At 60.3% G+C, this 25397-nt stretch carries 26 protein-coding genes; 13 read left to right on the forward strand and 13 right to left on the reverse strand.

Annotated elements, in window-relative coordinates:
* Positions 1-59 precede the first annotated feature (59 nt).
* From FZ934_RS11370 to FZ934_RS11385, 4 genes are all read left to right on the forward strand, one after another.
* Positions 60-3446 (forward strand): hybrid sensor histidine kinase/response regulator, encoded by a 3387-nt coding sequence (locus FZ934_RS11370; RefSeq protein ID WP_153271155.1) that lies wholly within the window; start codon positions 60-62, stop codon positions 3444-3446.
* The gene (locus tag FZ934_RS11375) at positions 3439-4353 is read left to right on the forward strand and encodes a response regulator transcription factor (protein ID WP_153271156.1); all 915 of its coding nucleotides are present in this window, start codon (positions 3439-3441) and stop codon (positions 4351-4353) included. The genes FZ934_RS11370 and FZ934_RS11375 overlap by 8 nt, the downstream gene beginning before the upstream one ends.
* Before the next feature lie 49 nt (positions 4354-4402).
* Entirely contained in the window at positions 4403-4813 is a 411-nt protein-coding gene (locus FZ934_RS11380; protein ID WP_153271157.1) for a GNAT family N-acetyltransferase, read from the forward strand.
* Between the two features lie 103 nt (positions 4814-4916).
* Entirely contained in the window at positions 4917-6101 is a 1185-nt protein-coding gene (locus FZ934_RS11385) for an acyltransferase family protein (protein ID WP_153271158.1), read from the forward strand.
* A gap of 6 nt (positions 6102-6107) precedes the next feature.
* Here the strand turns inward: FZ934_RS11385 and FZ934_RS11390 are convergent, their stop codons facing one another.
* The 7 genes from FZ934_RS11390 to FZ934_RS11420 form a co-directional block, all read right to left on the reverse strand.
* Positions 6108-7079, reverse strand: coding sequence for a 2-hydroxyacid dehydrogenase (locus FZ934_RS11390; protein ID WP_153271159.1), 972 nt, complete (start codon positions 7077-7079; stop codon positions 6108-6110).
* 132 nt (positions 7080-7211) lie between these two features.
* Positions 7212-8333: a branched-chain amino acid ABC transporter substrate-binding protein gene (locus tag FZ934_RS11395; protein ID WP_113360486.1), complete on the reverse strand. Its 1122-nt coding sequence runs from the start codon at positions 8331-8333 to the stop codon at positions 7212-7214.
* Positions 8334-8454: 121 nt separating this feature from the next.
* Entirely contained in the window at positions 8455-8808 is a 354-nt protein-coding gene (locus FZ934_RS11400; protein ID WP_113360484.1) for a DUF6867 family protein, read from the reverse strand.
* A 24-nt stretch (positions 8809-8832) separates the two neighbouring features.
* Complete coding sequence (locus FZ934_RS11405) at positions 8833-9561, reverse strand: ABC transporter ATP-binding protein (RefSeq protein WP_113360482.1); 729 nt, start codon at positions 9559-9561, stop codon at positions 8833-8835.
* Positions 9561-10433: an ABC transporter ATP-binding protein gene (locus tag FZ934_RS11410; protein ID WP_113360480.1), complete on the reverse strand. Its 873-nt coding sequence runs from the start codon at positions 10431-10433 to the stop codon at positions 9561-9563. Before FZ934_RS11410 ends, FZ934_RS11405 begins: the two co-directional genes overlap by 1 nt.
* Complete coding sequence (gene livM, locus FZ934_RS11415) at positions 10433-11824, reverse strand: high-affinity branched-chain amino acid ABC transporter permease LivM (protein WP_113360478.1); 1392 nt, start codon at positions 11822-11824, stop codon at positions 10433-10435. The genes FZ934_RS11410 and livM overlap by 1 nt, the downstream gene beginning before the upstream one ends.
* 4 nt (positions 11825-11828) lie before the next feature.
* Entirely contained in the window at positions 11829-12731 is a 903-nt protein-coding gene (locus tag FZ934_RS11420; protein ID WP_113360476.1) for a branched-chain amino acid ABC transporter permease, read from the reverse strand.
* A 396-nt stretch (positions 12732-13127) separates the two neighbouring features.
* On the opposite strand from FZ934_RS11420, the gene cysQ reads away from it, so the two are divergent.
* Entirely contained in the window at positions 13128-13922 is a 795-nt protein-coding gene (cysQ, locus tag FZ934_RS11425; RefSeq protein WP_113360474.1) for a 3'(2'),5'-bisphosphate nucleotidase CysQ, read from the forward strand.
* A 126-nt stretch (positions 13923-14048) separates the two neighbouring features.
* A complete protein-coding gene (locus FZ934_RS11430) occupies positions 14049-15086 on the forward strand; it encodes a DUF2793 domain-containing protein (protein WP_153271160.1) in 1038 nt (345 codons plus the stop codon).
* Positions 15087-15093: 7 nt separating this feature from the next.
* Here FZ934_RS11430 and FZ934_RS11435 read toward each other — a convergent pair whose 3' ends face one another.
* Positions 15094-15831 (reverse strand): helix-turn-helix transcriptional regulator, encoded by a 738-nt coding sequence (locus FZ934_RS11435; protein WP_153271161.1) that lies wholly within the window; start codon positions 15829-15831, stop codon positions 15094-15096.
* 402 nt (positions 15832-16233) lie between these two features.
* Here FZ934_RS11435 and FZ934_RS11440 point away from each other — a divergent pair, with 402 nt between their 5' ends.
* Both FZ934_RS11440 and FZ934_RS11445 read left to right on the forward strand, forming a co-directional pair.
* Positions 16234-16509: a DUF1153 domain-containing protein gene (locus tag FZ934_RS11440; RefSeq protein ID WP_007533628.1), complete on the forward strand. Its 276-nt coding sequence runs from the start codon at positions 16234-16236 to the stop codon at positions 16507-16509.
* 287 nt (positions 16510-16796) lie between these two features.
* Positions 16797-17078, forward strand: coding sequence for a GNAT family N-acetyltransferase (locus FZ934_RS11445; protein ID WP_153271162.1), 282 nt, complete (start codon positions 16797-16799; stop codon positions 17076-17078).
* A gap of 108 nt (positions 17079-17186) precedes the next feature.
* On the opposite strand, the gene FZ934_RS11450 is transcribed toward FZ934_RS11445, so the two are convergent.
* The gene (locus FZ934_RS11450) at positions 17187-17537 is read right to left on the reverse strand and encodes a flagellar export protein FliJ (RefSeq protein WP_153271163.1); all 351 of its coding nucleotides are present in this window, start codon (positions 17535-17537) and stop codon (positions 17187-17189) included.
* A 441-nt stretch (positions 17538-17978) separates the two neighbouring features.
* Here FZ934_RS11450 and ctrA point away from each other — a divergent pair, with 441 nt between their 5' ends.
* A complete protein-coding gene (gene ctrA, locus FZ934_RS11455; RefSeq protein WP_003542362.1) occupies positions 17979-18680 on the forward strand; it encodes a response regulator transcription factor CtrA in 702 nt (233 codons plus the stop codon).
* A gap of 129 nt (positions 18681-18809) precedes the next feature.
* Here ctrA and FZ934_RS11460 read toward each other — a convergent pair whose 3' ends face one another.
* Complete coding sequence (locus FZ934_RS11460; RefSeq protein WP_113360464.1) at positions 18810-19172, reverse strand: response regulator; 363 nt, start codon at positions 19170-19172, stop codon at positions 18810-18812.
* Between the two features lie 109 nt (positions 19173-19281).
* A complete protein-coding gene (gene chpT, locus FZ934_RS11465) occupies positions 19282-19929 on the reverse strand; it encodes a histidine phosphotransferase ChpT (protein ID WP_153271164.1) in 648 nt (215 codons plus the stop codon).
* Positions 19930-20121: 192 nt separating this feature from the next.
* Between chpT and FZ934_RS11470 the strand changes: the two genes are divergently transcribed.
* Together FZ934_RS11470 and FZ934_RS11475 are read left to right on the forward strand one after the other, a co-directional pair.
* The gene (locus FZ934_RS11470) at positions 20122-20718 is read left to right on the forward strand and encodes a DUF1134 domain-containing protein (RefSeq protein WP_153271165.1); all 597 of its coding nucleotides are present in this window, start codon (positions 20122-20124) and stop codon (positions 20716-20718) included.
* A gap of 117 nt (positions 20719-20835) precedes the next feature.
* Entirely contained in the window at positions 20836-21996 is a 1161-nt protein-coding gene (locus FZ934_RS11475; protein ID WP_153271166.1) for a hypothetical protein, read from the forward strand.
* On the opposite strand, the gene FZ934_RS11480 is transcribed toward FZ934_RS11475, so the two are convergent.
* Complete coding sequence (locus tag FZ934_RS11480) at positions 21997-22818, reverse strand: TrmH family RNA methyltransferase (protein ID WP_153271167.1); 822 nt, start codon at positions 22816-22818, stop codon at positions 21997-21999.
* Positions 22819-22822: 4 nt separating this feature from the next.
* Positions 22823-23209, reverse strand: a complete 387-nt coding sequence (locus FZ934_RS11485) for a hypothetical protein (RefSeq protein WP_113360630.1) — start codon at positions 23207-23209, stop codon at positions 22823-22825.
* Positions 23210-23254: 45 nt separating this feature from the next.
* On the opposite strand from FZ934_RS11485, the gene FZ934_RS11490 reads away from it, so the two are divergent.
* A complete protein-coding gene (locus tag FZ934_RS11490; protein WP_153271168.1) occupies positions 23255-24289 on the forward strand; it encodes an RluA family pseudouridine synthase in 1035 nt (344 codons plus the stop codon).
* A gap of 161 nt (positions 24290-24450) precedes the next feature.
* Complete coding sequence (gene rpoH / locus FZ934_RS11495; RefSeq protein ID WP_113360453.1) at positions 24451-25359, forward strand: RNA polymerase sigma factor RpoH; 909 nt, start codon at positions 24451-24453, stop codon at positions 25357-25359.
* Positions 25360-25397: the final 38 nt, after the last annotated feature.

The raw sequence follows: 25397 nt of genomic DNA on the forward strand, positions 1-25397 counted from the left end.
CCCGCACTGTTCCATGTTACGAACGCATGACAAGGGGAACGAAGGGGCCGATTACGGGCATGGCAGCGCGGCAACGCATTATTCCGGTCAGGCGCGAATACAATCGCTGGGTCGCCAACCAGACGCTGGAAGACTATGCGCTGCGCTTCACCGCCAAGAGCGCCCGGCAGTTCTCCTCGCAGCGCATCTCGCAAACCGCGATCGGCGCCATCTCCTTCCTGGCGCTGGAGGCGATCGGCGGCGCCATCACGCTCTCCTACGGCACCACCAACGCCTTCTACGCCATCATCGTCGCTTCGATCGCCATGCTCGCCATCGGCCTGCCGATCAGCCGTTATGCGATCCGCCACGGCGTCGATATCGACCTTCTGACCCGCGGTGCGAGCTTCGGCTATATCGGCTCGACTATCACCTCGCTGATCTATGCCAGCTTCACCTTCATGCTGTTTGCGATCGAGGCGTCGATCATGTCCGGCGCGCTGGAGCTGACCTTGGGCATACCGCTCTGGATCGGCTACATCATCAGCGCCGTCATGGTCATACCGCTCGTCACCCACGGCGTCCGGCTGATCAGCCGCTTCCAGCTTCTGACGCAGCCTTTCTGGATCGTCCTCAACATCCTGCCCTTCCTCTTCATCGCCGTGATGGACTGGGAGAAGTTCGACCTCTGGCGCGCCTTCTCCGGCATCCGCCATGCGTCGGGGCCGCCCGGCACCATCGCCCCCTTCGATCTCGTCGAGTTCGGCGCCGCCTCCGCCGTCATCCTGGCGCTGATGTCGCAGATCGGCGAACAGGCCGACTTCCTGCGCTTCCTGCCTCCGGAAAAGCAGACCAAGTGGCGCCACCGCCTCGCCGTCTTCCTCGCCGGCCCCGGCTGGGTCATCATCGGCGCGCCGAAGCTCTTGGCCGGTTCCTTCCTCGTCGTGCTGACTTTCGCCTCCGGCGTTCCCGCCGACCGCGCCGCCGATCCGGCGCAGATGTATCTGACCGCCTTCGGCTACATGATCCCCTGGCACAACGCCGCCCTTCTGCTGATGGCCGCCTTCGTCATGGTCTCGCAGCTGAAGATCAACGTGATGAACGCCTATGCCGGGTCGCTGGCATGGTCGAACTTCTTCTCCCGCCTCACCCACAGCCACCCCGGCCGCGTCATCTGGCTGGTGTTCAACGTGGCGATCGCGCTGCTTTTGATGGAGCTCGGCATATACCGGCTGCTGGAGGAAACGCTCGGCATCTTCTCGATCATCGCCATGGCCTGGCTCTGCACCATCTCCGCCGATCTCTTCATCAACAAGCCGCTCGGCCTTGCCCCTCCCGGCATCGAGTTCAAGCGCGCCCATCTCTACGACATCAACCCCGTCGGCCTCGGCGCCATGACGCTGTCGGCAACCATCGCGCTCATCGCCCATTTCGGCGCCTTCGGCACGGTCGCCGCCTCGCTCGCCCCATACATCACCCTCATCGTCGCCCTCATCGCCTCGCCCGCGATTGCCTGGGCCACCAAGGGCAAGTTCTACCTCGCCCGCAAGCCGCGCCAGAGCTGGAAGAACCTGACGAACATCACCTGCTCCGTTTGCGAGCACCCCTTCGAGCCCGAGGACATGGCCTGGTGTCCCGCCTATGCCGCGCCGATCTGCTCGCTCTGCTGTTCGCTCGACAGCCGCTGCCACGACATGTGCAAGCCCAATGCGCATCTGAACGCGCAGGTCGGTTATGTCGCCAAGGCTGTCCTGCCGGAAACCATCGTCCAGAAGCTCACCACCCGCCTCGGCCGCTACGGCATCGCCGTCATTCTGGCGCTGACCGCTGTCGGCGCCATCCTCGCCATGATCGCCCACCAGGTCTCCGCGGCCTCGCCGGAGACCGCCGAGGTCGTCAACGGCACGATCCTGATCGTCTTCTTCGTCTTCGCCGTCATCGCCGGCGTCGTCTGCTGGTTTTACGTGCTGGCCCATGACAGCCGCGTCGTCGCCGAGGAAGAATCCTCGCGCCAGAACACCCTGCTGCTGAAGGAAATCGCCGCCCACAAGAAAACCGACGCCGCCCTGCAGGCCGCAAAAGAAACCGCCGAGGCCGCCAACCGCGCCAAGAGCCGCTATGTCGTCGGCCTCAGCCACGAGCTGCGCACGCCGCTCAACGCCGTGCTCGGCTACGCCCAGATCCTCGAGCGCGACGAGACCATCCCGACGCCGCGCCAATCCTCGATCAAGGTCATCCGCCGCTCGGCCGAACACCTCTCCGGCCTGATCGACGGCCTGCTCGATATCTCCAAGATCGAGGCCGGCCGCCTGCAGGTCTATTCCAACGAGATCAACATCCAGGATTTCCTCGACCAGATCGTCGACATGTTCCGTCCGCAGGCGCTCGCCAAGGGATTGATCTTCAACCACCAGCGTGCACCTGCCCTGCCCCAGTTCGTGCGCACCGACGAGAAACGCCTGCGCCAGATCCTCGTCAATCTCCTCTCCAATGCCATCAAGTTCACCGATGAGGGTACCGTCACCTTCGACGTCGCCTATCGCAGCCAGGTCGCCACCTTCACCGTGACGGATACCGGTCGCGGCATCGCCGAGAAGGACCTGAGCCGCATCTACGAGCCCTTCCAGCGCGGCGAGGCCGATAGCATCCGGCCCATGCCCGGCCTCGGCCTTGGCCTAACGATCACCCGGCTTCTGACCAATACCCTCGGCGGCGAAATCTCCGTGACCAGCGAGAAGGACAAGGGCTCGACCTTCAAGGTGCGCCTGATGCTCTCGGCCGTGCTGCGCGAGATGGCCGCGCCGCCGCAGGAAAAGAAGATCGTCAGCTACGACGGCCCGCGCCGCACCATCGTCGTCGTCGACGACAACGAGGATCACCGCGAGATGATGCGCGAGATCCTGGTGCCGCTCGATTTCGTGGTGCTGACGGCCGCAAGCGGCACCGATTGCCTGACGCTGATCGAAGGTATCCAGCCCGATCTCTTCCTCGTCGACATCCTGATGCCGGGGATGAACGGCTGGCAGCTGGTCTCTCGCCTGCGCGAAGCCGGCCAGACCGCGCCGATCGTCATGCTGTCGGCCAACATCGGCGACGCCGCCGCCCATGGCGACAGCGACGACAGCCACAATGACGCGATCGGCAAGCCCGTCGACATCCGCCGCCTGCGCGACAAGCTTGCTTTGCATCTCGGCCTGAAATGGACATATGCCGAGCCCACAGCCCTGCCCGTTTCGAAACCGGAGCGGCAAATGCGCAGCCCGGGCGCCGCGCACGTGCAGGAACTGCTGCGCCTTGCTGAAATCGGCTACATCAGGGGCATCGAAGCGAAGCTGGCCGACCTTGCCAAATCGGAGGCAAATCAGCCATTTACCGACGAACTCCACTCCTACGTCGGTGCCTTCGATCTCGATGGCGCCACGAACTTCCTGCACCGCTTCGATGAAAAGGTAGAGACCCTTGGCTGAACATCCCCGCGATATCGTCCTGCTGGTGGATGACTCACCGGAAGCGCTGGGGTTTCTGACCGACGCGCTCGAGCAATCGGGCTTCTCGGTGCTGATCGCCACCTCGGGTACGGCGGCCTTGGGGATCGTCGAGCGGATCACGCCAGACCTGATCCTTCTCGACGCCGTCATGCCCTCGATGGACGGTTTCGAGACTTGCCGGAGACTGAAGGCGAACCCGGCGATCAGCCAGATCCCTGTCATTTTCATGACCGGACTGACGGAAACAGAGCATGTCGTGCATGCGCTGGAGTCCGGCGGCGTCGACTACCTCACCAAGCCGATCAACATCGACGAACTGCGCGCCCGCATCGGCGTCCATCTGCGCAACGCCCGGTCGGCGCAAAGCGCCCGCGTGGCGCTGGATGCCGCCGGCCGTCACCTGCTCGCCGTGAAGGGCGATGGCGAAATCCACTGGTCAACCCCGCAGGCGACGAGGCTGATCAACACGGCGCTTGGCGGCGACGACAGCCTTGATGTCGTCGTTGGCCGGATTGCGGAATGGATGAAGAAGCGCTCCGCTTCCGCCACGATCGACAGCTCGATCTCGGTTTCTCACGAAGGCAAGGATGTCCTTGGCCTCGCCTTTCTCGGTACGATCGGTCCCGACGAGTATCTTTTCCGACTGACAGCAAACAACCGGCGCCCCGACGACGAGACGTTGCGCCAGAGTTTCGCGCTCACCCACCGCGAATCCGAAGTGCTGCTCTGGATCGCCAAGGGCAAGGCGAACCGGGATATCGGCGAAATTCTCGGACTGTCGGCAAGGACGGTGAACAAGCATCTTGAGCAGATCTATGTGAAGCTTGGCGTCGAAAACCGCGCCTCTGCTGCCGTGAAGGCGGCCCATGTTCTGCACGAAACGTAGGTTGCTCCTCGGGTAAAAATAGCCAAGGCAATAAGGGCTGGAGGCAACCGTGATCCGCAGAGCCACCGACGCAGACATCCCGCGTATCGTCGAAATCCGGGCCAGTGTTCAGGAAAATCGGCTCTCCGATCCGTCCAAGGTGACGATCGCGGATATCCGGTGGTTCATTGCCAACCCCGGATTATGGGTATGGCAAGAGGGCGGCGACATTAGCGGCTTTTCCGCAGCCGACCCACGCAACGGCTACGTCTGGGCTCTGTTCGTCGATAACGCGGCTGCCGGCCGTGGTATCGGGCGCGCGCTGCTCGACAAGGCGTGCGGAACCCTCAAGGATGCCGGCTTCACCCGCATATGGCTGACGACCGACCCCGGGACACGGGCAGAACGTGTCTATCGCAGGGCCGGTTGGCAGCTGATCGGCGAGCAGGACAACGAGTTGCTCTTCGAGATGGAAATCTAGCGCGCGCACTTTGCCAGGCACGAACAGACATTCTTAAAGCCTCGCGCGGTAGATTGGGCGTGCCTCTCGGTGGGCATGGCATCAAGATGATATCTGGCGGGTCATGAAGGACAGGCTTTACTATGTAGATCGGCTGCGGATTTCCGCCTTCGCGATCCTGATCCTCTATCATTCCTCGGCCGCCTTCTTCACCGACATGGGCTGGCTGATCCATAGCGATCGCACCAGCCCTGCCCTGTCGCTCATCATGGAGTTCCCGCGCGCCTGGCGGCTGGCCCTGCTCTTCTTCGTGTCAGGCATGGGCGCGGCCTTCTCATTCCGCTCGGATTCCAGCCTCGCCTTCCTGCGCAAGCGCACCATCCGGCTCCTCGTGCCCCTGCTCTTCGCCATGGCCGTGCTCGTCGTCCCACAGGTCTGGTACGAGCGCATGTACGAGGATGGCTATGACGGCTCGCTGCTGACCTTCTGGCTAACCCGCTATTTCACCGAGGGTCGCTATCCCACCGGCAATTTCACCTGGGCGCACATGTGGTTCGTCGCCTACCTGCTCGTCATGTCGGTAATCTGCTACCCGATCTTTCTCTATCTGAGCCGGCCCGGAAACAGGATCATGGCCTGGTTCGAGCACATCGCGAAATCAGGCGCCATCTACCTGTTCTTCCTGCTGCCGCTGCTGCTGAACCTCGCGCTTTCGCCGATCTACCCCAAGGAAACCAATGCACTCTACAATGACGGCGCCTGGTTCGCGGTCTGGGCAAGCTGGTTCGGCCTCGGCTTTCTGATCGCCCGCAATCATCGCAGCCTGATCGAGCCGATCATCGCGAAGCGTTTTGTCAGCACCACGATCGCGGTGGCAGTGACGATTTTTCTCTACGCCTTCGCCTGGCTTGCTCCGGCCGAACAGGCAATTGGCAGCTACGCCAATGAAACCCCGCTCTTCAAGGCCGCGATCTTCCTGCTCGCCTGGTCGATGATCCTGACCCTGATCGGTTTCGCCGCCCGTCACTTCAATCAGCCGGACGTGCGGCTGGTCACCGTCAACAGGCTCGTTTTCCCTCTCTACATCATCCATCAGACGGTGATCGTCGGCGCGCTTTACTACGTGCTGCCACTCGGCCTTCCGGCAATGCCGAGCTTCGTCATCGTCGCTGCCGCGACTTTCGTCCTCTCCGTTCTTTTCGCCGTCGCCGTGGATCTCATTCCCGGCCCCGCCCGCCTGCTCTTCGGCCTCGAGGCCAAACCGCGGAAACCATCGGGCGAGCGCAGAACCGTCGGCGCGGAGCGATAGACGGGATCAGGCAACTCTATCAGGCGGTTCCTTGCCGTCGAAGAAGGCCGTGATGTTGTCGACGACCTTCATGCCCATGGCCGTTCGCGTTTCTTCCGTGGCGCTGCCGAGATGCGGCAGGAGCACGACGTTCTCCAACGTGCGCAGCGTCTCCGGCACATGCGGCTCGGCCTCATAGACATCCAACCCGGCGCCCCGGATGACCCCATTCTTCAACGCGGCAGCCAATGCAGCCTCGTCGACCACGTCGCCACGGGCGGTGTTGATGAGGAATGCGCCCGGCTTCATGGCGGCAAGGCGCTCGGCGTTCATCAGATGCCTATTCTCGGCACCACCCGGGCAATGCAGCGACACGAAATCGGAAGCGCCAAGCACGTCCTCGACGGTCGGAAGCTGACGGGCGCCGTATCGGCTGGCCTCGGCGGGATCCACGGGCGACCGGTTATAGAAAACGACATCCATGCCGAAACCGAAATGGCAACGCCGCGCGAAGGCCTTGCCGATCCGGCCGAAGCCGATGATACCGACGGTCTTTCCCGTTACCTTCGTGCCGATCATGTGGGTCGGGCACCAGCCTTGCCATTCGCCGGCCCGTATCTGTCGCTCGCCCTCCCCGGCGCGACGCGCAACCGACAGAAGCAGCAGCATCGCGATATCGGCGGTGCAGTCGGTCAGAACGCCAGGCGTGTTGGTAACGACGATGCCCTGGCTCTTTGCAGCCGCAACGTCGATATGATTGTAGCCGACACCGAAGTTGCCGAGGATCTTCGTCCTGATGTCGCCACCCGCAAAGACCGTGGCCGGCAGCTTGTCGGAAACGGTCGGCAAAACGCCGTCGTAACGTTGCAGTGCCTGGGCGATCGCCTCCGGCGTCATGGGCTGATCATCGACATTGAACGTTGCATCGAAACGTTCGGCGAGCACCGCCTCGACGGCAGCCGGCCAGCGCCGGGTAAGAAGAATCGTCGGACGAGACATGTCGACTCCTTGCATGTTGAGGGCCGGACGATGCGATAAGCAACGGCTAGGCGCAAGCCAAGGAGCCACCATCTTCCAAAAAAGAAGCCCGGCGGTTGGCCGGGCTTCGATCTATGCATGTAGCGATATGGCTTAGTCAGCCTTCGGGAAGTAGCTGTACTTGCCGTCTTCGCCCTTCTTCCACTCGTACATGATGTAGCCAGGAAGCTTCGGGTCGCCCTTCTCATCGAAGGAGATATCGCCGAGGGCGGTCGGGAACGGGCCCTTTGCCTTCATTGCGGCTGCAACGGCTTCTGCGTCCGTCGAACCAGCTGCCTTGGCAGCGCCGGCGATCGCCTGCATCGCAGAGTAGGAGTACAGCGTGTAAGCTTCCGGGTTGAAGCCGGCAGCCTTGAACTTCGCAACGAGGTCCTTGTTGGCCGGGTTCAGTGTCGGATCGGGGCCGAAGGTGTTCAGCGTACCGGCAACTGCGTCGCCAGCGATCGATGCCAGTTCGTTCGAGACGATACCGTCACCGGAAACCAGCGTAGCCTTGAGGCCCTGGTCGGCAGCCTGACGGATGATCAGGCCAGCTTCGGTGTGGAGACCACCCCAGTAGATGATCGAAACGCCGGCTTCCTTCATCTTGGCGATGAGGGCCGAGAAGTCCTTGTCGCCAACGTTGATGCCTTCGTAGAGAGCTTCCGTAACGCCAGCAGCGTTCAGAGCCTTCTTGGTTTCGTCAGCGAGACCCTGACCGTAAGGCGTCTTGTCGTGAACGACAGCGATCTTGGCGTCCTTGAAGTGGTCGGCAAGATACTTGCCGGCGATAGCGCCCTGCTGGTCGTCACGTCCGCAAGTACGGAACGTGTTCCACAGGCCACGCTCGGTGAACTGCGGGTTGGTAGCAGCCGGCGTGATTTCGAGGATGCCGTTTTCAGCGTAAACTTCGGAAGCCGGGATCGAAACGCCCGAGTTGAAGTGACCGATAACGAACTTGACGCCGTCAGCTGCGAACTTGTTCGCGACCGAGATGCCCTGCTTCGGGTCGGAGACGTCGTCGCCGAGCACAACCTTGATCTGCTCGCCGTTGATGCCGCCAGCAGCGTTGAGGTCGGCAGCGGCCTGCTCAGCGCCCTTCTGGAGCTGCGCACCGAAAGCGGCGTTCGGGCCGGTCAGCGGACCAGCGACGCCCACGATAATGTCGGCCCAAGCGTTGCCGCTGAAGGCGACCATCGCCGTCAGAGCTACAGCCGACAGGAGAGACTTTTTCATTCCGTTACTCCCAATTTTTTTAGCGGGTTCCGTTCCACGAACCCAACGCAGTACCCACCTTACCGCGCCAGGAAACTTGTTCCACTCCAAGGGGCAGTCTGTCCCTAGTTTCAACCGGCTGTCAATGTTTTGCCTTCCAGGAGAAGGGGGATGTCTTTTCGTATAGCCAGTAGTAGTTATTGACCATCTGGTTGGTGCGGCGATAGCGGTAGCCGGCCGTCGAGAAGATCAAAAGAAGCACTACGTCGATGACGTAGTAGAAGGCGCTGAGAAACGGCCCATCGAAGAGCGCGTGATGCAGAAACTGCATCGCGACTCCCAGCAGAAGCGTATAGGCAACCACCAGCGGGTATTCGCTCCAGCCTTCGGCCGCGGCGCGACCGGCACGCCATGCAGTCCAAAAGCCGATCAGCACGACGACGAGGCGGATGACGCTACGAACGCCGGTATCGCCTTCAAAGAAAAGTCCCTGCATATCAAAGTCTCCTCTTCGTCATGCTCAATGCCGTCCGCCTTCGAGATAGGCGGCGCGAACCTCGGGATTGGCAAGCAGTTCCTGGCCGGAGCCCGACATCGTCACCTTGCCGTTGACCATGACATAGGCCCGGTCGGACAGCTTCAGCGCTGCGAATGCGTTCTGCTCAACGAGGAACACGGTCAGCCCCTCGTCCTTGTTCAGCTTCTTGATCGCCTCGAAGATGCCCTTGACGATCAGCGGCGCGAGGCCGAGCGACGGCTCGTCGAGAAGCAAAAGCTTCGGGCGCGCCATCAGCGCGCGGCCGATCGACAGCATCTGCTGCTCGCCGCCCGAAAGCGTGCCGCCGCGTTGCGTCTGGCGCTCCTTCAGGCGCGGGAACATCGCAAAGATTTTCTCCACGTCTTCCTTGAAGTATTTCAGGTTGTCGAGGCCGGCGCCCATCTGCAGATTTTCCATCACGCTCATGCGCGGGAAAATACGGCGCCCTTCCGGCGACTGCGCGATGCGCAGGCGGGCGATTTCGTGAGTCGGCATCCTGGTGATGTCACGGCCTTCAAAGACGACCGAGCCGCTACGCGCCTGCGGGCTGCCGCAGATCGTCATCATCAGTGTCGACTTGCCGGCGCCATTGGCACCGATCAGGCTGACGATTTCGCCCTGGTTGACTTCGACGTCGATACCGGCAAGCGCGCGGATGTTGCCGTAGTAGGTTTCGACACCCTGGACCTTGAGAAGTGGCTGACCGGTCATCAGTGCGTACCTCCTTCGAGGTTCTCGACGTCTGCGATCACTTGTTCCACTTCCTCGTCTTCGACACCGAGATAGGCCGCGATGACCTTCGGATCGTTCTTCACATGGTCAGGCGTGCCGTCTGAAATCTTCTGCCCGTATTCGAGCACGACGACATGGTCGGAAATTTCCATGACCACGGACATGTCGTGTTCGATCAGGAGCAGCGACGTGCCCTCGTCACGGATCCCGCGCAGGAGCGCGTTCAGCGTCAGCGATTCCTTCGGGTTCAGACCGGCAGCCGGCTCGTCCAGGCAGAGGAGTTCCGGCCCCGTGCACATGGCGCGCGCGATTTCCAGGCGACGCTGCGCACCGTATGGCAGGTCGCCGGCGGGATCGTCGGCGCGATCGATCAGATCAGCCTTCTCCAGCCAGTAGCGGGCAACCTCAATCGCGTTCTTGGCTTCCGCGCTGTAGCGGCCGATGCCGAGCAGGCCGAGAATGGTGTAGCCCGATGCCAGCATCAGCTTGTTGTGCTGCGCGACCAGAAGGTTTTCGAGAACCGTCAGGCCGGAAAACAGCCGGATGTTCTGGAACGTACGCGCGACCTTGGCTTCGCGGGTGATCCGGAAGTCAGGCAGACGCTCCAGCAGGTATTCCTTGCCGCTCTTCTGCTGCAGGGTGATCATGCCCATGGTCGGCTTGTAGAAGCCGGTGATGCAGTTGAAGACGGTGGTCTTGCCGGCGCCGTTCGGTCCGATCAGCGCGGTAATATCGCCGCGCTTGGCTTCGAACGAGAAGTCGTTGATCGCCATCAGGCCGCCGAACTTCATCGACAGGTGCTCGACCTTGAGCAGGGTATCGCTGGTCATGGTGTTTTCCTGAGGGCTCATCAGCCGTGGCCCTCCTTGGTGAAGCTGCCGGAAACGGATTTCCGCTCCTTGAGGAAGGCCGTCGGCTCACGCGATCCCACGAAGCCGCGTGGCTTAATGAGCATGACGACGACCATCGCCAGACCGAAGAGCAGCATGCGGTAGAGTTCCGGCGTGAAGTCGGGCCCGAAGATGAGCTTCAGGAACTCCATCTCGCGCAGCATTTCCGTGCCGCCGATCATGACGATCGCTGCAATCGCGATGCCGGTCAACGAGCCCATGCCGCCAAGAACGACGATGGCGAGGATGACGGCCGATTCCAGGAACACGAAGGATTCAGGCGATACGAAGCCCTGGCGAGCGGCGAAGAAGGAGCCGGCGAAGCCACCGAACATTGCACCCGTGGCGAATGCCGTGAGCTTGGTCGTCACCGTGTTGATGCCGAGCGAACGACAGGCGATCTCGTCTTCGCGAAGCGCTTCCCACGCACGGCCGATCGGCATGCGGCGCAGGCGGATCGTCACGTAAGCCGTCAGCAGGCAGAGCGCCAGGATCAGATAGAACAGGAAGATCTTGTAGTAGGCCGACGAGATCGGCAGGTGGAACAGCTTGGCGAAGCCGTGCGGGCTGGCATCGAAGGGAATGCCGAAAAGCGTTGCCTTCGGGATGCTCGAGATGCCGAACGTGCCCTTTGTCAGATCGGTCCAGTTGATGATCACGAGGCGGATGATTTCGCCGAATGCCAGCGTCACGATCGCCAGGTAGTCACCGCGCAGACGCAGGACCGGGAAGCCGAGAATGATGCCCCAGAGACCGGCGAGAATGCCCGACAACGGCAACAGAACCCAGAAGGACAGGCCGAAATAGCTTGACAACAGCGCGTAGGAATAGGCGCCGACCGCATAGAAGGCGACGTAACCGAGGTCGAGCAGACCGGCGAGACCAACGACGATGTTCAGACCCCAGGCCAGCATCACGTAGATCAGGATCTGGATGCCGAAGTTATCGACCCACTTCAGCGAACCCTGTGCGCCCACAAGCGCGACGATGACCATCGGATAGAGCAGCAGCGCCACCAGCGCGATCTTCAGGAAGTGCGCGTGGAAGAAGCCCTTCTTCTCGGAGATATCGAGTTCGCCGCTGCGCGCCTTGGCGAGCTTGCGGGCATCGAGATGCGGGCGCAGGAAGACGACGACGGCAAACCGGCCGACTGCGGCGATGGCGACGAAGATCGCCAGAAGGCCCCAGCGCTGAACGACGATCAGTTCGTTGCTGATGTTCTGCTGCGTGCCGAGGCCGACATAGAGAACGAACATGCCGAACGAGATCAGGCCTGCGAATATAGCTTCTTTAATACCCGTCTGGACAAGTCCGGGTGCGGGCTTGCCAGCGGAGTTTCCAACATTTGCCATGACGTTAAACCTTCTCGACTTCCGGCCGGCCCAGGATACCTGTCGGCTTGAAGATCAGCACGAAAGCGAGGATGGCGAAGGTCGCGACATCCTTGTATGCGATGGTGAAGTAAGCCGACCACAGGGACTCGATCAGGCCGATCATCAGGCCGCCGAGAACGGCGCCCGGAAGCGAGCCGATCCCACCGAGAACGGCTGCGGTAAATGCCTTCACACCGGGCACGAAGCCGTCGTTGAAGTTCACCACACCATAATACATCAGATACATCGTGCCGGCGACGGCTGCGAGAGCGGCGCCCATGATGAAGGTAACCGAGATCGTCTGGTCGACATTAACCCCGAGAAGAGCCGCCATCTTGCGGTCCTGCTCGGTTGCGCGCTGGGCGCGGCCGAGCGCGGTGTGATTGACGAGGTACCAGAACACCGTAAGCAGAACGGCCGTGATGATGATGATCACGATCTGCTTCAACGAGATCGAGATGCCACTGATATTGTAAACTGTGCTGACGAGCGGCGGGATCGGCTTGTTGCGCGGTCCCTGCGTGACCTGAATGAAGTTCGACAGGGTAATCGACATGCCGATCGCCGTAATCAGCGGCGCCAGACGGAAGGAACCGCGGAGCGGACGGTATGCGACGCGCTCGATGGTCCAGTTCCACAGGCTCGTCATCAACATCGCGATGAGCAGCATTGCGAGAAGCAAAACCGCGACCGGCAGACCGGCGAAAATCGATGTGAGAACGAGGAAAACGATAAGGGCTGCGAAGCCACCGATCATGAAAATATCGCCATGGGCGAAGTTGATCATGCCGATGATGCCGTAAACCATCGTATAGCCGATAGCCACAAGGCCATAGATGGATCCAAGAGTCAGCCCGTTGACGAGCTGCTGGACAAAATATTCCATATGTCATTTCCCCTGGATGCCGGTCAGATCAACCTGCATCTCTTGTTATTAGAACCCTTATTGAGCTCTTGATTAAGGATTTCATACTGCTTTCAAACCAAAAGGGAAGCGCAAAATCGCAATGCCCCAAAGTTCTTTGCCTTTTTGGTGAAAATGACTTTTTTTAACTCAATAAGTTGATTTTTTTAACATGCACTGCCCGGAAAACGCCGGATTTGATTGCATTTGCCGGAGATTGCGGTTCGCTTTGAAGCATGCTTACAAGGACACGAGAGCAGGTATCGCAGGCTTCGTGCGGACAGAATGCACGCGAATGTGCGCTAAGGATGCGGCGTGCAATCCGAAGTGAAATCACCTATATCTGCATCGATAGCAATATACCGAACACAAAGCGAAATGCTCCAAACCTTCGAACGCGCTGCTCTTGAGGCAGGGCAAGCCATCCTGGAAATCTATGCGCGCGGCTGCGCCAGCGCAAAGAAGGCCGACGACAGCCCGGTCACGATCGCCGACGAGGAAGCGGAGCGCATCATTCTTCGCCACCTGCACGAAGATTTTCCGGACATACCCGTCATCGCCGAGGAATCGGTTGCCGCGGGGATCGTCCCCGCGATTGGCCATGCCTTCTTCCTTGTCGACCCTCTCGACGGTACACGTGAGTTCATCGACCGGCGTGGCGAGTTCACCGTCAACATCGCTTATATCGTCGATGGCGCACCGGTTGCGGGCATTGTCTACGCGCCGGCCTTGAGCCTTGCCTTCTCCGGCGAAGGCAATCGCGCCGAGAAGATGTTCATCGATGCATCCTTTCGCGTCGAGCGGCGTGCATTCATCAATGTTCGGACACAGCCGTCGGATCGGTCCGCGCTGGCCAGCCGTTCGCATAACAGCCCCCAGACCGAACGTTTTCTCGCCGAGAATGCCATTTCACGCTGCACCAACATCGGCTCGTCGCTGAAATTCTGTCTGCTGGCAGAAGGCGGCGCGGACGTTTACCCGCGCTTCACACGCACGATGGAGTGGGACACGGCCGCCGGCGATGCAGTCCTGCGCGCGGCTGGCGGAACCACGGTAACGCTCGACGGCGCACCGCTCACCTACGGCAAGGTCGGTCAAACCGAGGATAGCGATTTCGCCAACCCCAACTTCATATCCTGGGGCGGGCGTCCGCCGGTGCTGTCAGGCGCATGATTCTTCGAGAAAACCAAGGTTAATCAACAGCTCCACAGCGCCTTGCTCCCCGTCCGCCGCTAACTCTCTAGGATTCAGCGCAACGAAGCAGCATCGGAAACACCGATGCCAAGACGGAGCGCCTTGATGTCGGACCAGACAGCCAACCTTGCCCTGCCCTACATACTGCCCTCGCAGGCACAGAAGCACGTGACACATAACGAGGCCCTGCAGCGCCTCGACGCCGCCGTGCAATTGACGGTGCATCAACAACTGACCGCGCCGCCCGCCACCCCTGCGGAGGGGGATTGCTACCTCGTTCTGCCTGGCGCCACCGCAGCTTGGGCTGGAAAAGACGGCCAACTTGCGATGCGCCAGGACGCGGCCTGGCTTTATCTCTCCCCCAAAAGCGGTTGGTGCGCACTATTCCGCGAAACCGGCGAAATGCGCAGCTTCGACGGCGCTGTATGGCAGGCGATTTCGCTCCGAAGCGACCGATCGGTTGCCATGATCGGGATCAACGCCGCGCCCGACGACACGAATCGGCTGGCGGTCTCGTCACCGGCGAGCCTCTTCAGCCATGAAGGATATGGCCATCAGCTGAAACTCAACAAGGCTGCGGTCGGCGAGACCGGCACGATTCTCTTCCAGACGGCCTGGGCCGGGCGGGCCGAAATGGGATTGGCCGGTAATGACGATTTCTCGATCAAGGTCAGCAGTGACGGCAGCAACTGGAAGACGGCGTTGCGAATCTCCGGCACTGGAATTGTCGAGACTCCCGAGCGGCCGGCAGCGGCGGCATCGCGAACTGCAGGCACGGCAACACCCACCTCAGGCAGCCTGACGGGCTTCGACGCCCTTCGCCTTCTTCAGGGGAGCATACAGCTCGGGGCAGCGGTGCCTTCGGGCAACGGACAGCGCCTCGTCGTTCCCTCGGCTGGCCTCTACATTCTTTCGCTGAACGTCCGCACGCTGAGCTCGTCCGGGTATGGCCTCGCCATCGAGGCGAACGGAGCGACGGTGCTCGCCGCGCTCGAGGGTCAGGCATCAGCCTCCCCTGCCCGGCAATCCGTAACGGCTCTTGCGCGGCTCGAGGCAGGTGATTGGCTTGCCCTGCGCCATACCGGCACAGCGCTCTACGAATTCGGAGAATCCAAAACAGAGCTCGCCATTGCGCTGCTCTGACCTGTCTTCAGAGCAGACGGTAGCGGAATGCTCGGGCAATCGCCTGCATGCGATTGACCGAGTCGAGCTTGCGCATCGCGCTCTTCAGATAGCCGACAACGGTGTGCGACGAGAGGTTGAGGATAATCGCGATCTCGTCGCTGCTCTTGCCGGCGGCTGACCACCGGAGACACTCGATTTCACGGCTGCTGAGACTTTCGGGAGGCTGTTCGGTCGGATGATCCTTTGCGAACAACTCCAGAAACTCGATGCTCTGGAAGACCATCGCCATGGCCTCTTCGCGTCCGATCTTCGGCCGCTCGCCTGAAAAGGCGAAAATATACTGCCGCAGCTCGGCGTCATGCAGCGAAAATGCGAATGTGCTCTTCAGTCCGCGCTCGCGAAAAAGCGCCGTAAGCGCCGAGTTTTCCTGGTTGGCCGCGGTTGCTTCGAACGGCGCCTGATCGCAGAAAACGGGAACGATCGATCGCCGTATCCTATTCACAAGCTTACAATAATAGAAAAGATCGGCCCCGTCATAGAAGGACAGAAGCTCCTCCGGCCAGTTGCTTGAAAGACAGTTGGCTGAGAAGCTGGCGCGGTCGCCACGGGGAAAGGCAGCAAGCAAGTAATATTGAAAGCCGCCCGACTTCGCCATTGCTTCCATGCGCTCGTCCGGCGCACTTGGCATGGTCCGCGCCGGCATATCGGGGCGTAAAACGGCATCGTCGGCGCTGTCGGAGACGGCGCGCACTTGCTTTCCCATCGAGACTTCCCACGGCTGCCGGCGTCGTCTGATGTCCTTGCCGTATGGTGGCAGCCTTCACGAAAACCGGAAAAAGCCGACGACTCCAGTCCCGATAACGGGATGGAGCAGATGGCCTGAAGTCATTCCGGACATGAGGATAAGAACGGAGACGGGGTCTGGCGCTTACATTCTATGTTGCGGTGCTTATAAGATGACGAAGATCAAATGCCCAACGCGCAATGCGCATGGCTCCCATGCATTTGTTACAAATTTACGTAACGGGAGGTTGCCGGGACCGTTTTACTGCTTCGCATCAGCAGCAACTAAACTTCTTATCAAAGTCTTACGATGTGCTTAGGCAATTTTTAAATGTGACAAGCTAGAGTGGCTGCCGTGGTCTTGAGTTGTGTAGAGAGTCCAATGACCGAAATGATACGTCCCCGAGTGAAATATGTCATCGGCCCCGATGGCAGCCCGCTGACGATTGCGGATCTTCCACCGCCGAATACCCGGCGCTGGGTAATCCGTCGCAAGGCAGAGGTTGTCGCGGCTGTTCGCGGTGGCTTGTTGAGCTTGGAAGAAGCCTGCGAACGTTACACCCTGACCGTCGAGGAGTTTCTCTCCTGGCAGTCGTCGATCAACAGCCATGGCCTGGCCGGGCTGCGCACCACACGTATCCAGCAGTATCGTCACTAGACAGCTCATCCGAGCAACGATTTTCGTTTCGGGCCGAAAGCACCCCGGTGCTACAGCGGCCCGAAACCGTTGATGCCGACAGTGGCATCATGACTCGCCAGAGTCGGCGCGTGTCAACGTCCTTCAAAGACCACTTGGACGTCCACGCCGCCGGCGGCAGGCAAAACCTCGCCGTACCTCGATCGCGCCCCTCTCCTTTATCGAACAGTGTGTCCTCAGGTGCCGGCTTGGCGCACGCAAGGTCCCGTGCGAAGTTCTTCCTGCACTCTCTGCGAGGAAGATAATCGATGGAAATCAAGAACGAAGACAACACCTCTGGCGGCCGCTATGTCGCGGAGCTCGACGGGCATCAGGCTGAGATGACGTTCTCGCGCACCAATGCGAAGCTGATCATCATCGATCATACCGGCGTGCCGGATGCCTTAAGGGGCAAAGGTGTCGGACAAGCCCTCGCCGCTCACGCAATCGACGAAGCCAGACGCGGCGGCTGGAGGATCTTTCCGCTGTGCCCGTTCTTCAAGGCTCAGGCTCAACGACACGAAGAATGGCGCGACGTCGTCAATCTCTGAAGCGGCCAGTAACGCCAAAAGCCATGTATGACGGACACGACAGCCCATCATGCATGGCTTTTTCAGGCATCCCCCAGGCGCCAGCACTCTGGCGCCTGCCTTTTTTTGTCAGGCCCGTGCGCGCACGGCACCATCGCGCTCTTCCAGCGCGGCCGCACGTGCATATTCCGCCTGCATTTCCTCGAGCGCTTGCTCGAGTGACTCTTCCTGCATCTTCAGCTCCTTGATCGAGACCTGAAGATTGTCGGCGCGTTGGCGAGCTGCCTTCGCGAAAGTCGGGTAGGCGAAATGATTCGGGTCCGAAATTCCGGATTTCTTCTCTTCGATTACGATCTGACTCTCCAGATCCTTCGTCATCCGGTCGAATTCAGACATCATCATCTGCAATTGCTGCAGCTGACGACGTTTTTCGTTCACCTGAAACTCTTTCAGACGAACTAGGCTCTCACGCGACTTCATACGCATTACTCCAGTGATGCGAGACCCCTGCTCCACTTACACAGCCCTCTGCGAACCGCTTTGACGCGATTTGCTCAAAAAATTTCCTTCGGTGTTAACAAAAACCTACCGTTGGTAACCTTTCGTTTACGGGCATCGTTAATGATAGTCCCGATGATTTAAGGGTCGGTAAACACAACTACGCGATTTCCGGTACCTGTTCATTGGTGAGTCGAATGAATCGCTTACCGGCCATTCTTAATGTAACAGTTGAGAAGTTGGCTTTGCGGATTCTCGTTGGAAAACAGCGGAATGGACAAAATATTTAATAAATTCTCACCCTCTTGCCAGAGTGAATCAGAATTTGTTAACCATTTCGTGGCAGGTTCCAAATCACGCAGTGACATATTCGGTATCGCGTAGGGGCCAGACCACCTTTCGGCGGCGGTAAAGGGGATAAGAATGCGGGTACTACTTATTGAAGATGACAGCGCGACAGCGCAGAGCATCGAATTGATGCTCAAGTCAGAAAGTTTTAACGTCTACACCACCGATCTCGGTGAGGAAGGCGTCGATCTCGGGAAGTTGTATGATTACGACATCATCCTTCTCGATTTGAACCTCCCCGACATGTCCGGATATGAAGTGCTCCGCACTCTCCGCCTGTCCAAGGTCAAAACACCGATCCTGATTCTCTCCGGCATGGCCGGCATTGAGGATAAGGTCCGCGGGCTCGGCTTCGGCGCCGACGACTACATGACCAAGCCGTTCCACAAGGACGAGCTCGTCGCCCGCATCCACGCGATCGTCCGTCGTTCGAAGGGCCACGCCCAGTCGGTCATTATGACCGGCGAACTGATCGTCAACCTCGACGCCAAGACCGTCGAAGTCGGCGGCCAGCGCGTTCACCTGACGGGCAAGGAATACCAGATGCTGGAGCTGCTTTCGCTCCGCAAGGGTACGACCCTCACCAAGGAAATGTTCCTGAACCACCTTTATGGCGGTATGGACGAACCGGAACTGAAGATCATCGACGTCTTCATCTGCAAGCTGCGCAAGAAGCTCGCAAACGCCGCCGGTGGCGCGAACTACATCGAAACCGTCTGGGGCCGCGGCTATGTGCTGCGCGAGCCTGATGGCGCCGAATACGCCGAAACCGCCTGAAATTAGCCAACCCCTTACCGATGAAAATCCCGCCCTTCTGGGCGGGATTTTTTTGTCTTGCAGCCTACTCGCACGCAGAAAAGCCGCCCTCGTAGGCGGCTTGCAGGCTTCGGCGATTGGTATGCGGTGTTAAGCGGCTATCGCGCGATTGCCGAAAACGGCGGTCAGAATCTTGCGGTCGAACGGCTTCAGGAGGAAATCGGTCGCGCCGGCGCGCTTGCCCATCATCAGCTTCTTCAGGTCGGCCTCGATGACGCAGTAATAGATCTTCACCTCTTTGCCGCCTTCCATGGCTCTGATAGCAACGATGAGATCGATCGCGCCGTCCATGCCGGAATCGACGATGAGATAGTCGGGCAGCTCCATCTGGCAGCGCGACAGCGCTTCGCTGGCATTGGAGGCCTCGCTGACCAGGAAGTCCAGTTCGGAGAGAATGCGCCTTCCGACCTTGCGAACCACGTCCGAAGAGTCGGTAATCATGAACCTCTGCATGGCTGCTCCTTAGCCCAGCTTCTGTCCTGGCGGGCATTTCAACCGTCAGGATAGGAACATTAGGCTAAGGAATTATTACCTCGATCAGCGGTTCGTCCCGATTCCGCTATCAGGCAGCGATCAGTTCTGCACCAAAAACGATCTCTTCCGGGCTGGCGCTGTGGCTGAGCCGCATGCCGCATTCCTCAGCGAGCAGGACGGCGTAATAAGGCTGGATCGAATGGGCATCGATCGCTTCTTCGATCTCGCCGGTGGAAATCTCGACGAACTTCGGCGGAAGCCGCATGAGCTTGCCCTTGGCGACGATCTTAAAGATCGCATCGAATTCCGGATTCTCGAGCGTGATCTCGAGCGAACCACCGCGCGGGATAGACGAATAGGCAATCAGGAAGAGGTTCAGCAGCAGCTTCACGCGATTCTTCGGGATAATCGCACGTGGCCCGTTCCAGGTCACTTCGGTCTTCTTTTCCGCAGCCGCGAAATCCTTAGCGGCGCGCTCGGCTTCGCCGGTGTCGATCGATGCGCCGACGGAACCGGACGCGCCGAATGCCAGGCGCGCGAACTTCAGGCGAACCGAAGCATTGAGCGCACTTGTTCTGATAAGATCCATCGCATCGGCATCGGCTCCGCCTTCGTCGAGAAGCTCGAGGCCGTTGTTGATCGCTCCTACGGGAGAGATGACGTCATGGCAAACGCGGCTGCAGAGAAGCGCGGCCAGGTCTGGGCCGGTCAAGGTAAGGTTTGGATTTTTCGACATCATCGTCTCCTGAGGGCGGTATAATCATTCCGCCGCAGATCTTGCCTCATCTAAATTGCACGAAGTTTGCGAGCGTACTCGGGCGCCATAATGACACCATATTTGGTAAACCGATTGTTAAGACCATCCGCGCAAAATGCAGTAAATGCCGGAAACGGCTCAAACGACCGACCATGATGAACGGATGACACCATGCACTCCTCAATCTTCGGAAGATTTCGGGCACTTGGCCGCCTGATCCTCGCCCTCACAGTCGCCTCGACAATGCTGTCGACGACGCAGGCTTCGGCGCAGGAAGCAAACAGTGGCCAATATACGATGCAGGAGATCGTCGACGCCGGCCATTCCTTCTTCGGATCCACCAGCGGCGGCCTTGCCAAGGTCATCGAAGCGGCCTTCCAGAAATACGGGCTGCCGAACGGATACATTCTCGGCCAGGAAGGCTCCGGCGCATTCATAGCCGGCCTGACTTACGGCGAAGGCCAGCTCAACACCAAGAACGCAGGCGAGCATCCGCTGTACTGGCAGGGCCCGTCGCTCGGCATCGACTACGGTGGCCAGGGCACGCGCGTGATGATGCTGGTCTACGATCTGCCCTCCACGGATGCCATCTACGCCCGCTTCGGCGGCGTCAGCGGCCAGGCTTTCGTCCTCGCCGGATTCGGAATGACACTTCTCAAGAACAACAACGTTCTCATCGTGCCGATCCGCACCGGTGTCGGCGCCCGCCTCGGCCTGAACGTCGGCTACCTCAAGGTGACGCCGAGCCCGACCTGGAACCCCTTCTGAGGCAAGCGTGACGGCGCACCCCGGTTCACCGTCACCTTTCCGCCACTTGCCCAATCGGCGCCGTGCGCCTAATGATTGGCTTGACGCAAATCAACTTCCGGAAGCAGTGGCCCTGTCGTGATCGAATACGCTCTTTTGTTCGGACTGGGCTTTCTGACCGCGGCGTTTCTGGTCTTCCTGGTATCGCCCGCCGTCCACCGCCGCGTCGTCTGGTACACGGAAAACCGCATGCGGGCGACCATGCCGCTCAGTCCGCAGGAAGTCCGTGCGCAGAAGGACATGGTCCGCGCCCTCTATGCTGCAGAAAACGCCCGCACCGCGCAGGACCTGCTCCGCGAACGCGAAAAATCCCTCTCGCTACAGCTGAAGCATGATTCGGCAGCCCGCGACGCAGGCCAGTTCGCGTCCGAGATCGGTGGACTGCAGGCCCAGATCGCCGACATGAGCGTCGAGGCAGCGGATCTTCGCTCGCATCTGCGCAAGGACGAGAACTATATCAGCCAATTGAAGACCAGCCTTCACATCGCCGAGCAGGCAAGTGCCGCCAAGGAAGGCGAACTCGATGCGCTGCGGATCCGACTGAACAAGATCACCGAACAGGCCGATAACCTGAAGATCGATATCGCCGCGCGCGAGACCGAGGTGGAAAACCTCATGTTCAAATCAAACGCGCTTCGCACCGAACGTGACACGCTGCGCCAGGATGTGGATCTCGTCCAGAAGCGGGCGAAGGACGCGGAGAAGAAGCTGACGCACCAGGAACATATGGTCGTCCGCCTGGAAGATAAGACGCAACGCGATACGACAGCGCTTGCCGACCGCGACGCGCTCCTTGCCCGGAAACAACAGGAAATCGCCAAGTTGAAGGATCAGTTGAAGGCCGCCAACGGGGACCTGCGCAAGGCAAACCGCGCCCTGCGCAGCGCCGGATTGGCACCGGTTCTGTCCGAACCGGACGCGGAAAAGGCGCCGAAGGAAGCGAGCATTGCGGCGCCGCTCGATGCCGCTGCCGCCACCGCTCGACTGGCCGAAGAAGTCCGCTCCCGCAGCGCTGCGGTCTCCGAACGGCTGCTGAAGGCGAAGAACGATTCGTCGCAGGATGACGCGATCAGGGAAGACATAGCATCCGTTGCAGCCAACATGGTTGCCCTGACGGCGCTTCAGGAAGGCGCGTCGTCTCCGATCCGCGATCTTCTGCCTGAGGCAAGCGATCCGCAGGAAGGCGAGCGTATCGACCTAGCACAACGCGCGGCCACCGTACTCTCCGAACCCGGCTGATCAGATCCGCCCTGCGGCTGATGACATTGCGAACAACGCGATACCCGTTGCCGTCGCCACATTGAGGCTGTCCAACCCCTCGGACTGCGGAATTCGTGCGCTGCGGAAACGCGACAGGATCTCCTGCGGCAGCCCCTCTCCTTCCGTGCCAACGACAAGCGCCATGCGGCCGGACGGCGGTATCGACCGGATATCCGTCTCGCCACGCGGCGATAGCGTCCAGATCGCGAAATCCCGGGCTGCCAGCTGCGCCAGCAGCGCTTCGGCCGTGCCTCCCCGCTCGTAGGGAACGCTGAGCACCGAGCCCACGGAAACCCGCAGCGCCTTGCGATAGAGCGGATCGCACGAGGTCTCATCGAGAAAGACGCCATCGGCCCGAAACGCCGCGGCATTGCGGAACATCGAGCCCGCATTGTCGTGGTTGGAAATACCGGCACCTACCAGCACAAGCGCAGTCTCAGGCAGCCGGTCGATCAGCGAGGTCGCGGAGACCCGTCTCCGACCGAGCGCCAGGACACCGCGATGCATATGAAAGCCGACGATACGATCGAGAACCTCGGCTTCGGCAATGAAGACAGGCACGTCATCAGGCAACTGCGCCAGTATCTCCGAAACGCCGTCCGCGCGATTGCGCAGGAGAAGGATCTTCTCCGCGACAAAATCGCCGTCGTTGACGTGGGCGACCGCCAGCATGCGAAGAACGACCGTGCCCTCGGCGATAAACCGGCCCTGCCTTCCCGTCAGATCGCGCTCCTTGATATCGCGAAATTCGGCAATGCGGGGATCGTCGGCGTCATCGATCACTATCGGCGCGGCCGCCATCCTCTCAACCGCCGTTGATCGTTACATCGGCAACGATGCGTCCGGCTTTGATATCGAACACCAGCGCCTTCATCACGCCATCCGATGTCGACCCGAAGAACATGATCTGGCCGCCTGAAAGCGACGAGGACTGGATGATGAAACCGGCCGGGAGGTTTGCGGTGGCCGAGATCGGTCCATCCGCCGGTACGGCGCTGCTGGAGACCGCGACAGGCTCCTTCGCGGGAGCGCGCATCGTCTTGTAGACAACCGCGCCGAAGACCGCCATAAGGCTCACGAACATGATGACGCCCGAAACGATCTGCAGGCGGATCATCTTGCGGCGGACACTTTCCATCGCCGGATCGAGTGGCTTTTCTTCCTGTTCGTCTTCAGGCTGGATATTCGTCATCTTTTGGCGTTCCATTCTTGTAAAATAATTCGGAGAAGAAGCGTCTTGAGCGACCCCTTTAAACAAGCATCGGACATTATGAAAGTGCTGATGGCGGATGAGAACGCCACAGGCCGGCTCGACGCATGGCTGACGGCGCAACTGGGCGAGGAGTTCTCGCGCAGCCGGATCAAGGCACTGATCAAGGAAGGGCAGGTTTCGGCCAAGGGCGCCGTCGTCGCCGATCCGCAGAAGAAAGTCCGTCCGGGCGACGTCTTCGAGATCACCCTTCCCGCACCCGAAGACCCGACGCCGAAGGGCGAGGATATTCCGCTGGATGTTCTCTACGAGGATGACGACGTCATCGTTCTGTCGAAGCCGGCCGGAATGGTCGTGCATCCGGCGGCCGGAAACTGGACTGGCACACTGGTCAATGCGCTGATCCATCATTGCGGCGACAGCCTGTCAGGCATCGGCGGCGTGCGCCGGCCTGGCATCGTGCATCGCCTCGACAAGGATACGACCGGCATCATGGTGGTGGCGAAGAACGACATCGCTCACCGCCACCTGTCGGCACAGTTCGCCGACCACGGCCGCACCATGCCGCTCGAGCGCGCTTACCAGGCAATCGTCTGGGGCCGGCCACGCACCCTGACCGGCACGATCGACGCGCCGCTTGGCAGAGCCACTGGCGATCGTACGCGCCGCGCCGTCAAGCGTGCTGACAGCCAGGATGCCGATGAGGCGATCACACACTACGAAGTGCTGGAGCGCTTCCACGAGAACCCGGATGCGACGTCGCTGGCGTCGCTGGTGGAATGCCACCTTGAGACCGGCCGAACGCATCAGATCCGCGTCCACATGGCCCATATCGGCCATCCGCTTCTCGGCGACACTGTCTACGGCGCGCACTTCAAGACCAAGGCCAACCTTTTGCCGGAAGCCGGGAAGAAAGCCGTCAACGGCTTCGGCCGTCAGGCTCTGCATGCCTACATGCTCCAGTTCGAGCATCCACGAAGCGGCGAGATCATGCGCTTCGAATCCCCTCTTCCTGATGACATGGAAGCATTGGTCGAAGCTTTGCGCCTGCTTCCCGAGTAACGGCTTCGTGAAAGCGGTCCAAGTCTTGAACCGCTGTTCCGCCATACTTATCTGTACATTGACCTAGTGCGGGCTCGATCAGAGGCGCAATGTCCCGGTTTGCCTTTTTGACGCCTTAGCGCGTCGCATCGGGAGCCGGATTTTCCATAGGAGGGTGCATCATGGCCCGAAATAGTTTGCCGTCGATTACTGCCGGTGAAGCCGGTCTCAATCGTTACCTGGACGAAATCCGCAAGTTCCCGATGCTGGAACCCCAGGAAGAATACATGCTCGCCAAGCGCTACTCGGAGCATGGCGACCGCGAAGCAGCCCACAGGCTGGTAACAAGCCATCTGCGTCTCGTGGCGAAGATCGCCATGGGTTATCGCGGCTATGGCCTGCCGATCGGCGAAGTCGTTTCCGAGGGTAACGTCGGCCTCATGCAGGCCGTCAAGAAATTTGACCCCGAACGTGGTTTCCGTCTGGCGACCTACGCGATGTGGTGGATCAAGGCATCGATCCAGGAATACATCCTGCGTTCGTGGTCGCTCGTGAAAATGGGCACCACGGCCAATCAGAAACGCCTCTTCTTCAACCTGCGTCGGCTGAAAGGCCGTCTCCAGGCGATTGACGAAGGTGATCTGAGGCCGGAGCACGTCTCCGAGATCGCAACCAAGCTGAAGGTCTCCGAGGAGGAGGTCGTCTCGATGAACCGCCGCCTTTCCGGCGACGCCTCTCTGAATGCCCCGATCAAGGCGTCCGAAGGCGAGTCCGGGCAGTGGCAAGACTGGCTTGTAGACGATCACGACAGCCAGGAAGCGGTCCTGATCGAACAGGACGAACTCGACACACGCCGCCGCATGCTCACCAAGGCAATGAGCGTGCTGAACGACCGTGAGCGCCGCATCTTCGAAGCCCGCCGTTTGGCTGAAGATCCGGTGACGCTCGAAGACCTGTCGTCCGAGTTCGACATCAGCCGCGAACGCGTGCGCCAGATCGAGGTTCGTGCCTTCGAGAAGGTTCAGGACGCCGTCCGCAAAGAAGCGCTTGAACGCGCCAAGGCAGTTCGCGTCGTCGAAGCCACGGCATAGGAATTACTGCACTGGAAAAGCAAAAGGGCGGATCGAAA

This window comes from Rhizobium grahamii, from assembly GCF_009498215.1.
Lineage (GTDB): Bacteria > Pseudomonadota > Alphaproteobacteria > Rhizobiales > Rhizobiaceae > Rhizobium > Rhizobium grahamii_A.